This window comes from Streptomyces sp. JW3, assembly GCF_052216785.1.
Lineage (GTDB): Bacteria > Actinomycetota > Actinomycetes > Streptomycetales > Streptomycetaceae > Streptomyces.
On the sequence record NZ_JBQOUX010000071.1, the window covers coordinates 1 to 13,886 of the forward strand.

Annotated in this window: 11 protein-coding genes; 6 read left to right on the forward strand and 5 right to left on the reverse strand. The window is 75.6% G+C overall.

Annotated elements, in window-relative coordinates; all coding sequences use genetic code 11:
- Positions 1 to 45: 45 nt before the first annotated feature.
- From ACTT8P_RS25510 to ACTT8P_RS25520, 3 genes are read right to left on the reverse strand one after another with little or no spacing between them, the layout of a single operon-like run.
- Positions 46 to 921, reverse strand: coding sequence for a geranyl diphosphate 2-C-methyltransferase (locus tag ACTT8P_RS25510; protein WP_442834079.1), 876 nt, complete (start codon positions 919 to 921; stop codon positions 46 to 48).
- Between the two features lie 15 nt (positions 922 to 936).
- Complete coding sequence (locus tag ACTT8P_RS25515) at positions 937 to 2,199, reverse strand: family 2 encapsulin nanocompartment cargo protein terpene cyclase (RefSeq protein WP_442834080.1); 1,263 nt, start codon at positions 2,197 to 2,199, stop codon at positions 937 to 939.
- A 49-nt stretch (positions 2,200 to 2,248) separates the two neighbouring features.
- The gene (locus ACTT8P_RS25520; RefSeq protein WP_442834081.1) at positions 2,249 to 3,664 is read right to left on the reverse strand and encodes a family 2B encapsulin nanocompartment shell protein; all 1,416 of its coding nucleotides are present in this window, start codon (positions 3,662 to 3,664) and stop codon (positions 2,249 to 2,251) included.
- Positions 3,665 to 3,918: 254 nt separating this feature from the next.
- On the opposite strand from ACTT8P_RS25520, the gene ACTT8P_RS25525 reads away from it, so the two are divergent.
- The 3 genes from ACTT8P_RS25525 to ACTT8P_RS25535 all read left to right on the forward strand — a co-directional run bounded on the left by ACTT8P_RS25525 (position 3,919) and on the right by ACTT8P_RS25535 (position 6,841).
- A complete protein-coding gene (locus ACTT8P_RS25525) occupies positions 3,919 to 4,515 on the forward strand; it encodes a PDZ domain-containing protein (protein ID WP_442834082.1) in 597 nt (198 codons plus the stop codon).
- 148 nt (positions 4,516 to 4,663) lie between these two features.
- The gene (locus ACTT8P_RS25530; protein ID WP_442834083.1) at positions 4,664 to 5,791 is read left to right on the forward strand and encodes an aminopeptidase P family protein; all 1,128 of its coding nucleotides are present in this window, start codon (positions 4,664 to 4,666) and stop codon (positions 5,789 to 5,791) included.
- Between the two features lie 57 nt (positions 5,792 to 5,848).
- Positions 5,849 to 6,841 (forward strand): aminoglycoside phosphotransferase family protein, encoded by a 993-nt coding sequence (locus ACTT8P_RS25535; protein ID WP_442834084.1) that lies wholly within the window; start codon positions 5,849 to 5,851, stop codon positions 6,839 to 6,841.
- 60 nt (positions 6,842 to 6,901) lie between these two features.
- On the opposite strand, the gene treZ is transcribed toward ACTT8P_RS25535, so the two are convergent.
- The gene (gene treZ / locus ACTT8P_RS25540) at positions 6,902 to 8,647 is read right to left on the reverse strand and encodes a malto-oligosyltrehalose trehalohydrolase (protein ID WP_442834085.1); all 1,746 of its coding nucleotides are present in this window, start codon (positions 8,645 to 8,647) and stop codon (positions 6,902 to 6,904) included.
- Between the two features lie 157 nt (positions 8,648 to 8,804).
- On the opposite strand from treZ, the gene ACTT8P_RS25545 reads away from it, so the two are divergent.
- The 3 genes from ACTT8P_RS25545 (at position 8,805) to ACTT8P_RS25555 (ending at position 11,423) form a co-directional block, all read left to right on the forward strand.
- Positions 8,805 to 9,356 (forward strand): FHA domain-containing protein, encoded by a 552-nt coding sequence (locus ACTT8P_RS25545; protein WP_442834086.1) that lies wholly within the window; start codon positions 8,805 to 8,807, stop codon positions 9,354 to 9,356.
- Positions 9,357 to 9,472: 116 nt separating this feature from the next.
- On the forward strand, positions 9,473 to 10,840 hold the full coding sequence (locus ACTT8P_RS25550) for a M14 family zinc carboxypeptidase (protein WP_442834112.1): 1,368 nt from the start codon (positions 9,473 to 9,475) through the stop codon (positions 10,838 to 10,840).
- 79 nt (positions 10,841 to 10,919) lie between these two features.
- Positions 10,920 to 11,423: an SSI family serine proteinase inhibitor gene (locus ACTT8P_RS25555; protein WP_442834087.1), complete on the forward strand. Its 504-nt coding sequence runs from the start codon at positions 10,920 to 10,922 to the stop codon at positions 11,421 to 11,423.
- Positions 11,424 to 11,447: 24 nt separating this feature from the next.
- On the opposite strand, the gene treY is transcribed toward ACTT8P_RS25555, so the two are convergent.
- A complete protein-coding gene (gene treY, locus ACTT8P_RS25560) occupies positions 11,448 to 13,808 on the reverse strand; it encodes a malto-oligosyltrehalose synthase (protein WP_442834088.1) in 2,361 nt (786 codons plus the stop codon).
- Between the last annotated feature and the right edge of the window lie 78 nt (positions 13,809 to 13,886).

Below are 13,886 nucleotides of genomic sequence, written 5' to 3' on the forward strand. Positions count from 1 at the left end.
GGCCGGGACCGTCACCGACGGTCCCGGCCCCCGGCGCTTTCCGGTTCAGACCCGGTCGGCCGCGATCAGCACGTACTGGAAGGAGCCGTCCCGGTAGGAGTTGATGAACGCCTCCTCGATCCCGGTGACCAGCGAGGAGGTGGCCCGCAGCTCCCAGTAGGGCAGCGTCTCGGGGGTCAGGTCCACGATGGTCTGCGGCACCAGCCGGTTGTCGGCCATGGCCCGCAGGTACTCACGTCGGGAGTGGATGTTGCACTCGAAGTGGGCGTTGATCTCGGAGACGTACTTGGACGGCTGCCCGTAGCGCGGGTTCCAGCAGCCGGTGATCGTCACGTACCGGCCGCCCACCTTGAGGAACCGGGAGTGCTCGGCGAACAGGTCGTGCAGGTCGACGTACATGCTCGACTCGTTGTTCCACGAGGCGGTGACGCTGCCCTTCTCGAAGGGCGTGTCCAGCATGTTGCACACCCGCGAGCGGACGTGGTCCTCGAGGCGCAGCTCCCGGGCCCGCCGGTTGCCGAAGTCGGCCTGCGCGGCGGACAGGGTGACGCCCTCGACCTGGCAGCCGAAGCGCTGGTGGGCCATCACCATGGACCCGCCGCGCCCGCAGCCGGCGTCCACCAGGGTGTCGCCGGGTCCGACCGTGCCGAGGTGGCCGAGGAGGAACTCGGCCTGCGCGGACTCCAGCCGGTGCAGTTCGGCGATCAGTTTCTTCTCGTACTCGCTGTGCGCCGGGTCGCCGAGCGCGGCGTGGTCGACGGCGCCGATGCCGTAGTGGTGGTGGTAAAGCCCGTCCACGTCGCCGAGGCGCAGGTTGACCGGCCTGGCCTCGTTGTTCCAGTAGCGGGCGATGTCCTCCTGGTAGGGGGTCGCCGGGGCCGGGATCTTGGCCGCGCGGGTGGAGGTGGTTTCAGTCGTCACAGGGGTTTCCGTTCGTCACCAGAAATCGGGCAGGCGGTAGCGGTAGGTGTTGGTGCGGTGCCAGTCGTGGTTGCCGTCCACCCAGGCGGCCACGCCGCGCAGGAAGCGCAGCACGGTGGGCAGCGGACAGGCCGCGGCGAGGTCGGCCGCGGCGGCCTCGAAGGCACGCATCAGCTCGTTGTGGATCTCGACCGCCTTCAGATACGCGTCGCGCTCCGCGAGTCGCTCGCGTTCGGCCAGCACCACCGGCAGGTTCAGGTGCAGGCCGGGGCTGTCGAGTTCCTTCGTGTACGAGTAGAGGTCGTTGACGATGGTGGTCGCGTTGCCGGCCAGCGCGATGACCCGCTGCATGTCCGGCCGGGCGTGCAGGTCGGCGGGGAGTTCGTAGCCGCCGACGGTGTCGGTGATCGTCGGGCAGGGTCGGAAGTTGTTGAACTGGCGCATCGCCAGGTACTCCCAGACCTCCGGGACGTGCCCGGTCTGCGCCCAGGCGGCCTCGGCGAGATAGCCCAGGTGCAGCCGGGCCATGTCGTGCCGGTAGCGGTCGGACTGGGAGGGCGTGGCGGCGCGCGTGAAGTAGTCCATCGCGCTGCGGTACGCCCGGCGCGGGGCGTCCGAGGTGAGCGACTCGGCCCACGCCGGGGCGTACTCCGCGGTGGTGTGCAGAGGGTCGAGCGCCGTGTGCGCGAGCAGCAGGCGCCCGCCGAGACCGACGGGTGAGCCGCCGTGGTCCTCGCAGTAGCAGTCGTCCACCGCGTTCTCCGCGACCATCAGCCGGGTGGCGAGCATCAGGTGGTCGACGGTCGGCGCGTCGGGGTGGCAGCCGACCATGTAGCTGCCGACCGAGAAGCCGTCGAACTGGCCCGCCCACTCCTCGGGGTAGAGCCGCACCTCGTCCTCGGCCCAGAGCTTGATCCGGCGGCTCACCTCCGCGACGCGCGCCGGGTCGGGCTCCGGGACGGGGTGGAAGTACAGCCCGGGGACGGCCCGCCCCTCGGCCGGCGGGAGCGCCGGGCCCGGTTCCGGGAGCGCGGACCTCAGCCGCTCGGCCAGGGAGAGCGCGGCGGTGCCCGGACCGCTGGGCCCGTGCAGGACTCGCTGGAGAGCGTCGGGCACGTCGGGTGCGGGGGGTGTCTCCGGTTCGGCGGAGGCGGCCGCCGGTGCGGGCGGTGGTGGCGCGGGCGGGTGCGGGAGGCCGACCGGTGGATGCAGCGCGGCCAGGAAGTCCGGGGCCGGCGGCCGCGGCGGGGGTGGTTCCAGGGGCCCGGTGTCGGGCATCCGTGGCTCCTTGCTCCAAGAGGGGCGGGGGGTAGGGGGGAGTGGGAGGTCAGTCCCGGCCGGGGGCGATCCGCACGTTCTCCAGCACGCCGAGCGCGTCCGGCAGGAGGACCGCGGCGGAGTAGTAGGTGCTGACGAGGTAGGAGGTGACCGCCTGGTCGTTGACGCCCATGAAGCGCACCGACAGGCCCGGTTCGTACTCGTCCGGCAGACCGGTCTGCCGCAGACCGATGACGCCCTGGTTCTCCTCGCCGGTGCGCATCGCGATGATGGAACTGGTCTGCTGCTCGCTGATCGGGATCTTGGAGCAGGGCAGGATCGGCACCCCGCGCCAGGCCGGCACGGACTGTCCGCCGAGGTCGACGTGGTCGGGATAGATCCCGCAGGCGTTGAAGCCGCGCCCGATCGCGGCGATGGTCCGCGGGTGGGCGAGGAACAGCTTGGTGCCGCGCCGGCGGCAGAGCAGCTCGTCCATGTCGTCCGGGGTCGGCGGGCCGGAGCGGGGCTGGAGGCGCTGCTTGTAGTCGGCGTTGTGCAGCAGCCCGAACTCGCGGTTGTTGATCAGCTCGTACTCCTGGCGCTCGCGCAACGCCTCGACGGTGAGCCGGAGTTGTTCCTCGGTCTGGTTCATCGGGCCGTTGTAGAGGTCGGCGACCCGGGTGTGGACGCGCAGCACGGTCTGGGCGACGGAGAGTTCGTACTCGCGCGGCTTCGCCTCGTAGTCGACGAAGGTGGCCGGCAGCTCGGCCTCGCCGACGTGCCCGGCGGACAGCGCGATCTCGGCCTCGCCGTGCTTGTTCTGCCGCTGCCGCGCGGCGGAGCCGAACTCCTCGACGTGCGCGCGGAGGCCGGGCGCCGCGTCCCGGACGGCGGCGAAGTCGGCGCCCGAGAGGGTGAGCAGGGTGCCGGAGGTCTCGGCGGTGACCGTGCGGTCGTGGCGGGCGTCGGGGTCCAGCAGGGCGTTCGCGCCGAAGTGGTCGCCGTCCGCGAGCACCCCGACGCCGGCCTCGTCGCCGTACGGGCCCGCGGCGGTCTGCCGGACCCGGCCGTGGGCGATGAGATGGACGCGGTCCGCCGGGGCGCCGCGCTCGGCGAGGACGTCACCCGGCCCGAAGTCGCGCTGCGCGCAGCGGTCGGCGAGCGCGGTGAGCACCTCGATGTCCTCGAACCCGCGCAGCAGGGCCAGTTCGCCCAGCTCCCGGGGGATCACCCGGACCGCGGCGCCCTCCTGCACGAACTCGATGCGGCCGTCGCCGACGGTGTGGCGCAACCGCCGGTTGACCCGGTAGGCGCCGCCCTTGGTCTCGACCCAGGGGAGCATCCGCAGCAGCCAGCGGGAGGTGATCTCCTGCATCTGCGGGGCGGACTTGGTGGTGGTGGCGAGGTTGCGGGCGGCGGCGGTGCTCAGGGACTGCTGCGGCACGGCCGCCGCGGCCGGTGCTTCAGGACTGCTGTCGACGGTCATGGAGAGGGGCTGCTCCTTGCGTGGGACTGGGGCGGGGAGGATCGCGGAATCCGTCCACCCGCAGGAACGTAGTCGCGGGCCGGGGCGTGTCGGCCCGGGAAGGCAGCCGCTTACCTCGAAACGGTGACAATCACTTGAATGCGGTTTATCGGTGCGGTGGGCGACATCGCGCCACGGTGGCGCCGATCAGTCTCACTCGTTCGTGGCTCGTCGCCCGGTGGGGCCCCGGGTAGGGGTCCTGCCGGAGGCGATCGATGGAACAGACTGTGTCGGAACAGGCCGTGCTGCGTCCCAAGCCGATGCCGGGCCGCGATCCCGGCGGCGGTACCGGACCGGTTCCCGCGCGGCCGCCGGAGCGCCGGCCGCGGCGCCGGTTCGGCACCGTGCTGTGCGGCCTGCTCGCCGGGACGGTGCTGGTGCTGGCCGGGGCGGGGATCGGGGCGATGGGCAGCACGGCGCTGGGCATGAGCGAACTGGCCGAGCTGCGGCAGCGGGGCGGGATCCCGGCCGCCGCGCCGCCCGCCACGGTGGCCGCCGCGCCGAGCGCCGGTCCGTCCGCCGCCGGTCCGTCCGCCGCGCCGTCGCCCGGTGCGGCGCTCGGCGTGGCGGCGGTGGACGACGCCGGCCCCGGCGCGCTGGTGGTGGGCGTGCACGCGCCCGGCCCGGGGGACTCGGCGGGCCTGGTCCGCGGTGACGTCGTACTGGCGTTCGGTACGGCCCGGGTCGACTCCGCCGCCGACCTGGCCCGCGCGGTCGCCGCAGCCCGCCCCGGGGACGAGGTGAAGCTGACGGTGCGGCGGGCCGGCGGCGGCTACCAGCAGCTCGTCGTGGTGCCGGGCGTGCTCACCTGAGCCCGGGGAGCCCGGGGAGCCCGAGGAGCCCGAGGAGCCCGGCCGCGGGGGCGGGACCTGCGGGGCGCCGGAATCGGCTCGCGTCGGCCCCGCGCGGCGGGCAGGATGCTGCCGTGGTCCTTCACCCGTCCAGGCCAGGGAGGCTCGGATGACCGGCACTGCGCCCGCCCCGTTCACCGCCGACGACTACCGGGCGCGCCTGGAGCGCGCCGCGCGGGCGGCGGCCGACGCCGGTCTGGCGGGGTTGCTGGTGGCACCGGGCCCGGACCTCGTCTGGCTCACCGGCTACACGCCCACCGCGGCCACCGAGCGGCTCACCCTGCTGGTGCTCGCCCCGGGACAGGACCCGGTCCTCGTCGTCCCGACGCTGGAGGCCGCCGACGCCGAGAAGGCACCCGGCGCGCCCGCCCTGACCCTGCGCGACTGGACCGACGGCAAGGACCCCTACGCGATCACCGCCGCCCTGCTGGACGGCTCGGGGCGGTTCGGCGTCAGCGACAACGCCTGGGCGCTGCACCTCCTGGCGCTCCAGCGCGCCCTGCCCGGCACCTCGTACGCCGCTCTCACCGAGGCGTTGCCGATGCTGCGCGCGGTCAAGGACGCGGCGGAACTGGCACGGCTCGCCGCCGCCGGCGCGGCGGCCGACGCCACGTTCGAGGAGATCCGGAACGTGCGTTTCGGCGGTCGCCGGGAGGCGGAGGTGGCCGCCGACCTCGACCGGCTGCTGCGCGCGCACGGACACTCGGTGGTGGACTTCACCATCGTCGCCGCCGGGCCGAACGGCGCCGACCCGCACCACGAGGCCGGCGACCGGGTCATCGCGGACGGCGACATGGTCGTCCTCGACTTCGGCGGACTGCTGGGCGGCTACGGCTCCGACACCTCCCGCACGGTGCACGTCGGTACGCCCACGGACGAGGAGCGCCGGGTGCACGACATCGTGCGCGAGGCCCAGGAGGCGGGGTTCCGGGCGGTGCGGCCCGGGGTCGCGTGCCAGGAGGTCGACCGGGCCGCCCGCGCGGTGATCGAGCGGGCCGGTTACGGGCCGTACTTCATCCATCGCACCGGGCACGGCATCGGGGTCACCACGCACGAGCCGCCGTACATGATCGAGGGCGAGCGGCAGCCCCTCGTGCCCGGGATGTGCTTCTCCGTCGAGCCCGGCATCTATCTCCCGGGCCGTTTCGGGGTACGCGTCGAGGACATCGTGACGGTGACGGAGGAGGGCGGCCGGCGTCTGAACGACTCCGAGCGGGAACTGGTCGTCGTGGACTGACCGGTCCCGCACCGGCCCCATCGTCCCCGCACGTCTCCGGAAGACAACGGCGCGACCATGACCCAGGCACCCACCCCCTCCGCGGCGACCGTCCGCCCCCTGGTCCGTTCCCTGCTCGGCGAGGACCGGGCCGGACCGGCGGACGGGCCCGAGGTCCGGCCGGTCGACGCGGGCGACACGGTCGACGCGGGCGAGGGCGGCGAGGCAGCCGCGGGGCGCGCGGGCAGCGTCTGGTGGGTCGGCGTCCGCCACGTGCTGCGGCTCGCGCCCGACCGGGAGGCCGCCGTCCGGCTCCGCCGTGAGCTGCGGCTGCGCGACCTGGTCCGGCCGTACCTGCCCGTCGCCGTGCCGGTGAGCGTGGCGCGCGGCGAGTGGGCGCCGGGGCTGCCCTGCACGCTGGACACCAGGGTGCCCGGCGGCCCGGCCGACGCGCACGAGGTGTCCGCGGTCGGCGAGACCGACCTGGCGGGCCTGCTGGGCGGGCTGCGCGAGGTGCCGGTCCGCCGGGCCGAGGCCCTCGGGGTGCCGCGGGCCGCCCCGCGGTCGCTGGAGGCGCTGCGCCGGGCCGCCGAGCGGGCCGCCGCGCGGCTGGCGCGGGCCGGTGAGTTCGACCCGGCCCGGCCGGCCCAGCTCACCCCGGCGGCCACCGCGCAGCTCGCCGCCCAGCCCGGCACCGCGGTCCTGGTCCACCACCGGCTCACCGCCGATCACCTGGTCCTCGACGCCGACGGCCGGGTGCGCGGGGTGCTGGGCTGGACCGGCGCGGTGGTCGGGGACCCCGCCGAGGACATCGCCGCGCTGGCGCTCGCCGTCGGTTCCCCCGCCGCCGTCCGCGCCGCCACCCTGGCCGGCTACGGCGCCCGCCCCTGCCTGCGCGGCCTGTGGCTGGCCCGCTGCGACGGCCTCCTGCACTGCGCCGAGGCCCTCACCGGCCCCGCCACCGAGCCGCCGGCCCTCCTCGCCGACCGCCTGCACCGCGCCTGGGAGCCGATCCTGCTGGAACGGGTCACCGAACTGCGCGAGGACGACGCCGAGGACACCGGCCACTGACCCCGCGACGTCCGTCGACCCGCACCACCCGCTGCCCCAGCGACGCCCGCCGTTTCCCGGTCACTCCTGCACCAGCACCACCGCCGACTCCCCGGGCAGCCGCAGTACCCCGTCCGCCCCCGGCGCCGCCACCGGGGCCCAGGCGGCCAGTACCCGGGCGGGCCGGCCGCCCAGGGGGATCGCCGCCTCGTGCGCGCCGAGGTTGACGGCGATCCGCAGGTCGCCGCGCCGGAAGGCGAGCCAGCGGGCGGCGCTGTCGTGGGCGACCTTCGTGCCGGTGAGTCCGGGGTCGGTGAGGTCGGGCCGTTCGCGGCGCAGGGCGATGAGCCGGCGGTACCAGTCCAGTACCCGCGCGTGCGGCTCGCGGTCCGGCTCGGACCAGTCGAGGCAGGAGCGGTCCCGGGTGGCCGGGTCCTGCGGGTCGGGCACGTCCGCCTCCTGCCAGCCGTGCGCGGCGAACTCCCGGCGCCGGCCCCGGCGTACCGCCTCGGCCAGTTCCGGATCGGTGTGGTCGGTGAAGTACTGCCAGGGCGTGCCCGCCGCCCACTCCTCGCCCATGAACAGCATCGGCGTGAACGGCCCGGTCAGCGTCAGGGTGGCCGCGCAGGCCAGCAGCCCGGGGGAGACCAGGGCGGCGAGGCGGTCGCCGCGGGCCCGGTTGCCGACCTGGTCGTGCGTCTGGGTGTAGGCCAGCAGCCGGTGCGCGCCGACCCGGGAGCGGTCCAGGCGGCGCCCGTGGTGCCGGCCGCGGAAGCTGGAGTAGGTGCCGTCGTGGAAGTAGCCGCCGGTCAGCGTCTTGGCGACGGCGGCCAGCGGATCGCGCGCGAAGTCGGCGTAGTAGCCCTGCGACTCGCCCGTCAGCGCGGTGTGCAGGGCGTGGTGGAAGTCGTCGTTCCACTGGGCGTGCACCCCCAGGCCGCCCGCCGCGCGCGAGGTGATGATCCGCGGGTCGTTGAGGTCGGTCTCGGCGATCAGGAACAGCGGCCGGTCACTCTCCTCGGCCAGCGCGTCCACCGCCGTCGACAGCTTCTCCAGGAAGTGGCACGCGCGCGTGTCGACCAGCGCGTGCACCGCGTCCAGGCGCAGCCCGTCGATCCGGTAGTCGCGCAGCCAGGCCAGCGCGCTGCCCACGAAGTACCCCCGCACCTCGTCGGAGCCGGGCGCGTCCAGGTTGACGGCCACGCCCCACGGCGTGTGGTGACGGTCGGTGAAGTACGGGCCGTAGGTGGGCAGGTAGTTGCCGGACGGGCCCAGGTGGTTGTGGACCACGTCCAGGACCACCCCGAGGCCCAGCCCGTGCGCCCGGTCGACGAACCGTTTCAGCGCCTCGGGCCCGCCGTACGGCTCGTGCACCGCCCACGGCGCGACCCCGTCGTACCCCCAGCCGTGCCGCCCCGGGAAGGGGCACAGCGGCATCAGCTCCACGTGCGTGATCCCGAGCCGCACCAGGTGGTCCAGCCGCTCGGCGGCGGCGTCCAGCGTGCCCTCGGGCGTGTACGTGCCCACGTGCAGCTCGTACAGGACGGCGCCGGGCAGCGGCCGTCCGGACCACTGCGAGCGCCACGCGTACCGCGCGTGGTCGACGACCGCGCTCAGCCCGTCCGGGCCGTCCGGCTGGCGCCGGGAGCGCGGATCGGGGCGCACCGGGCCGTCGTCCAGCGCGAAGCCGTACCGCGAGCCGTCCCGGGCCCCCGCCGCACCCCGCCACCACCCCGCGCGCTCCGGATCGCGCTCCATGGCTTGTGCGACCCCGTCGCAGTGGAGCGTCACACGGTCGGTCTCAGGTGCCCACACCTCGAACTGCACGGACGGTTCCCCTTCGTCTGCTCACAGTGACGTAGCCCGTCCATGGTCCTGCAAAGACGGCCGATCCGTCGTCGAACCGGCCGTTCCGCGCGGGCCGTCACCCCCGGCGCCCGCCGTTTCCTGGACACCCCGGGCGCGCTGACCGACAATCACCTTCGTGACGTCGTCCTTCGAGTTCCCCACGTACCCCGCGCGGCTGTCCGACGCGGAGCGCGACCAGGCACTGCGGGTGCTGCGGGACGGGGTCGCGGCGGGGCGGCTGTCGCACGACACGTTCGTGCACCGGATGGAGCTGGCGCTCACCGCCCGCCGCTCGGAGGAACTGGCCGCCCTCACCGCCGACCTGCCCACCGAGAGCCGCGTCGGGCGCCTGGTGTTCGGCACCGTCGAGGCGGTGTCCGGCTTCGGGGTACGGCTGCGCCGGGCCTGGCGGGCCGAGCGGCTGCCCAAGCTGCTGCTGCCGCACCCGGGCACCGGGCAGCCGCTGCGCATCGGCCGCGACCCGGGCAGCGGACTGCGGCTGAACCACGAGACGGTCTCCCGGGCGCACGCCGAGCTGAGCCGCCAGGGCGGCATGTGGGTGCTGCGCGACCTCGGCTCGACCAACGGCACGACCGTCAACGGCCGGCGCGTCATCGGCGCCGCCGTGGTCCGCGAGGGCGACCAGATCGAGTTCGGCCGGATGGCGTTCCGGCTCGCCGCGCACTGAGCCGGACCGGCCCCGCCCGTGCCGTCCGGCGGGCCCGAGGCGGTGTTGACGTACCCCCGAACTCGTGACTGACTGTGCGTACGCCGCGCCCGCCGGTGAACCGACGGCACCGCATCGTGGAGGTGTGTGCCCTGCCGCCCCTCCCGCGCTATCCGACCGTCGACGAACTGCGCGCCGGGGCCGCGGCGCTCGCCGCCCGGCATCCCGGCCGGGCCCGGCTGCGCCGGGTCGGCACCTCCCGCGCGGGGGACCCGCTGTGGCTGCTGTCCATCGGCCGCGGCGACCGCCAGGCCCTCGTCGTCGCCGGACCGCACGCCAACGAACCGGTCGGCGGCGCCACCGTGCTGCGGCTGGCCGCGCGCCTCCTCGGCGACGCCCGGCTCACCGAGGGCGCCGGCGCCACCTGGAACCTGCTGCTCTGCCTGGACCCGGACGGACTGCGCCGCAACGAGGGCTGGCTGTCCGGCCCGTACACCCTCGGCCGCTACGTCCGCCAGTTCTTCCGGCCGTGCTTCATGGAACAGCCCGAGTGGCTGCCGCACGGCCCGGACCGCGCGGCGCTGCCCGAGACCCGCGCCCTGCTCGCCCTCCAGGCCGAACTGCGGCCCTTCCTCCAGGTGTCCCTGCACGGCGCCGACGTCGGCGGCGGCTTCGCCGAGCTGACCCACGACCTGCCCGGCCTCGCCCGCCGCCTGGCACACGCCTCGGTGCGCCTCGGCATACCCCGCGAACTGGGTTCCTACGACGCCCTGTACTGGCCGGTCCTGGGCCCGGCCGTCTACCGGATACCACCGCCCCGCCGGGGCAGCCTGACCGCCGCGATCACCGAGGCCGCCGTCGACTCCACCTGGACGCATCCGCAGCGGTACGGCACCGTCACCGCCGTCGTCGAGGCGCCCATGTGGGCGGTGGACACCGTGGCCGACGGCTCGCCGCCCGCCGACCGGGACGCGGCGCTGCGCGCGGTCAGCGGCACCCTGCGCCGCGACACCCGGCTGCTGCACCGCCTGGTCGCCCGGCTCCGCCCGCACCTGCCCGGCACCGCGGACACCGCGCGGCTGCTCGCGCCGGTCGACGACTACCTGCTGGTCTGCCCCCGGCTCGCCGACGCCTGGGACCCCGGCACCGACGACGGAACGGGCCGCGAGCTGCCGCCGCTGAGCACCGCCCACCTGGTCGCCCTGCGCATCGCGGGGCGGCGGCTCGCCCTGCGCACGGCCGGGCTGCTGCACCAGGCGGTGACGGCGGCCGGCCGCGACCCGGCCGGCGTCCTGCCGGAGCTGGAACGGCTGCTCGACCGCTGGTGCGCCGACTACCGCGACGGCTGCGCGGCACGCTGGGTGCCGGTGGCCCGGCAGGCGGAGTACCAGTGCCGGGTCGTGCTCGCCGCGTTCGAACTGGCGGGCCGGCAGGCGTCCGCCGCCGCCCGTCCGGGTGGGCCGGGGCGGGATCGGCGGGCCGCGGTGCCGACACGTCGGGAGTGAGGGAACGACAGGTGCCGGTCGGCTTCCGTTCGGGTGAGCCGGGGTGGGGCTCGCGGGCCGGCGTGCCGATGCACCGGGCATGACGCACACGCACACCCGCACCCACACGCACACCAACACCCACCCCCGCACCCCCACAGCCCCCACGACAGCCCCCACGACAGCGGCCGCGAGAGCGGTACGGGCCGGGCTGCTGGCGGCCGTGACCCTGCTCGTCGCCTGGGCCGCCCCGGCGCAGGCGACCGAGCCCGGCGGCGGGCCGTCCGGCGACTGGCTGCTGCTCACCGTCACCCGGGGCGGTGCCCCGTCCGCCACCGACGGCGGCACCCTGCTGCTGTGCGACCCGCCCCGCGGCCCCGCCCGCGCCGCCGCGGCCTGCGCGGAACTGGACGCGGCGCGCGGCGACATCGGCGCCATCCCGCAGCGCAAGGCCATCTGCCCGATGATCCACGCCCCGGTCACCGCCCAGGCGCGCGGCACCTGGCGGGGGCGGCCGGTGCGGTACGAGGAGACCTTCCCCAACGCCTGTGTGATGACCTCCCGGACCGGGACGCTGTTCGCACCGGCGGACGCGCCGGCGTGAACCACCGCGCCCGCCGCGCCCGGTTCAGCCGCCCGCCGGCTCCACCCGCTCCAGCAGCGCCACCGGCAGCCGCTCGAAAAGGTCCGCCACGCGCGCGTGCCCGCTGAACTCGCGCCCGGCGGTCAGCGCGTCCGCCCACCGGCCGGGCGGCAGCGGCAGACGGGTCTCCCGCCAGCCGCCCGCCTCGGCCAGCCGCAGTGACAGCCGGGTCACGGCGGTGAGCACCTCGCCGGAGCGGACGAACCCGGCGCAGTGCGCCGCCGCCGGCCCCTCGGCCACCAGCGGCTCGTACGTAGCCGAACCGCCGAAGGCCCCCGGCCGCCGGGCCCGCAACGCCAGCGCCGCCCGGGTCACCGCCTCCTTCTGGCCGGACCCTCCTTCGTCCGGGAAGGCGGCCGGCCGCCGGTTGTCCGGGTCCACCAGGGCCCGGTACTCGCCCTCGGTGCCCTGGTAGAGGTCCGGGACCCCCGGCATCGTCAGCTGCACCAGGGCGGTACCGAGGACGTTGGCCAGGACATGCGGCTCCAGCGCCTCGCGGAACGCGGCGATCCGCTCGCCCGGCAGCCCGGCCGGCCCGGCCGCGACGAACCGGGCCACCGCCTCCTCGTACGGCGGTTCCGGCTCGGTCCAGCTGGTGTACATACCCGCCTCGCGCACATGCTTCAGCAGCGCCTCCCGGACCCGCTCCCCGTCCGCCGGCCCGAGCCCGAACACCGTCTGCCAGGCCGCCCAGGCGAGCTGCCCGTCCGGCACCTCCTCGACGCCGTGCGCGGCCTGCGCGAGCACCTCCGTCCACCGCGCGGGGCACTCGGTCAGCACGGCCAGCGCCGCCCGTACGTCGGCGCTGCGCTTGGTGTCGTGGGTGGAGACCACCGTGCCGGTCAGCGGCCAGTCCCGCTGCACCCGCGCGCAGTAGGCGTGGAACTCCTCGGGCGAGACCGCCGGGCGCCCGGGATTCCCGCCGACCTCGGTGGCCGACAGCAGCGGCACAAAGCGGTAGAACGCCGTGTCCTCCACCGACTTGGCCCGCAGCGCCGAGGCGGTCTGCGCGAACCGGGTCCGCAGCTCCCGCGCGTCCGGTCCGTCCCCCGCCCGGCCCAGCAGCAGGTCCCGTACGACCTCGACCGCGCCGGCCTCCTCGGGGACCGTGAACGCGAGCCGGGCCTCGGCCGCCGCCTGCTCGGTGAGCACCCGCGCCGGGTCCGTCGAGGGGTACGGGCGGTAGACTTCCATGCGGACCAGCAGCTCCGTCAGGGCCAGCCGCAGCGCCCACGGCGCGCGGTCGCGCAGAGCGGGGTCCGGGGCCGCCGCGCACAGCCGGTGCGCGACCCGGGTGAGCCGGTTCATCTCGGTGGCCAGCTCGTGCGTGAGCACCTTGTACGCGGCCCGCCGCACGGTCGCCGCCCAGTCGCCGCCCCGGTCGGTCTGGGGGGCCGCGAACCGCCGGTAGGCGGCGAGCAGTTCCCGGTACCCCTCGGGGTCGGTGAACAGCCCGTCCACGTGCCGCAGGGCGTCGTACCCGGTCGTCCCCGCCACCGGCCAGGCGGCCGGCAGCCGCTCCCCGTCGGCCAGGATCTTCTCCACCACCGTCCACCGGCCGCCGCTCGCCTCGTGCAGCCGCGTCAGATACGCGTCCGGGTCGGCGAGCCCGTCGGGGTGGTCGACCCGCAGTCCGTCCACCACGCCCTCGTGCAGCAGCCGCAGGACGGTGGCGTGGGTGGCCTCGAAGACCTCCGGGTCCTCCACCCGGACGCCGATCAGCTCGGAGATGCTGAAGAAGCGCCGGTAGTTCAGCTCGGTGCGGGCCAGCCGCCACCACACCGGGCGGTACCACTGGGCGTCCAGGAGCTGCGGCAGCGGCAGCCGCTCGGTGCCCTCGCGCAGCGGGAAGGCGTGGTCGTGGTAGCGCAGCGTGTCGCCGTCGACCCGCAGCTGGTCCAGCACCTCGCCGACCGGCGCGCCGAGCACCGGGACCAGCAGTTGGCCGCCCTGCGCCGCCCAGTCGATGTCGAACCACCGCGCGTACGGCGATTTCGGCCCCTCCCGCAGCACCTCCCACAGGGCGCGGTTGTGCCGGGGGGACATCGCCATGTGGTTCGGCACGATGTCCACCACCAGGCCCAGACCGTGCTCCCGCGCGGTGCGCGACAGCGACCGCAGGCCCTCCTCGCCGCCCAGTTCCGCGCGTACCCGCGCGGGGTCGACGACGTCGTAGCCGTGCGCCGAGCCCGGGACGGCCTCCAGGACCGGGGACAGATGCAGATGGGATACGCCGAGCGAGGCCAGGTACGGCACGGCCGCCGCCGCGGCCCCGAACGGGAACGCGGGCTGGAGCTGGAGCCGGTAGGTGGCCCTGGGGACCGGTGCGGGGCGCTCAGGTGTCATGCAGAGCTACGTACCCGCCCCGCCGCCTTTCGTGTCACCGGCCCCCCGCACAGGCGTACGCGCGGCTCCCGCACGAGG

What these genes read in the sequence shown, in the direction of transcription:
- ACTT8P_RS25515 (WP_442834080.1), bottom strand. Translation starts at nt 2,199, where the DNA reads ATGCCCGACACCGGGCCCCTGGAACCACCCCCGCCGCGGCCGCCGGCC.
- ACTT8P_RS25520 (WP_442834081.1), bottom strand. Translation starts at nt 3,664, where the DNA reads ATGACCGTCGACAGCAGTCCTGAAGCACCGGCCGCGGCGGCCGTGCCG.
- ACTT8P_RS25525 (WP_442834082.1), top strand. Translation starts at nt 3,919, where the DNA reads ATGGAACAGACTGTGTCGGAACAGGCCGTGCTGCGTCCCAAGCCGATG.
- ACTT8P_RS25530 (WP_442834083.1), top strand. Translation starts at nt 4,664, where the DNA reads ATGACCGGCACTGCGCCCGCCCCGTTCACCGCCGACGACTACCGGGCG.
- ACTT8P_RS25535 (WP_442834084.1), top strand. Translation starts at nt 5,849, where the DNA reads ATGACCCAGGCACCCACCCCCTCCGCGGCGACCGTCCGCCCCCTGGTC.
- ACTT8P_RS25555 (WP_442834087.1), top strand. Translation starts at nt 10,920, where the DNA reads ATGACGCACACGCACACCCGCACCCACACGCACACCAACACCCACCCC.
- treY (WP_442834088.1), bottom strand. Translation starts at nt 13,808, where the DNA reads ATGACACCTGAGCGCCCCGCACCGGTCCCCAGGGCCACCTACCGGCTC.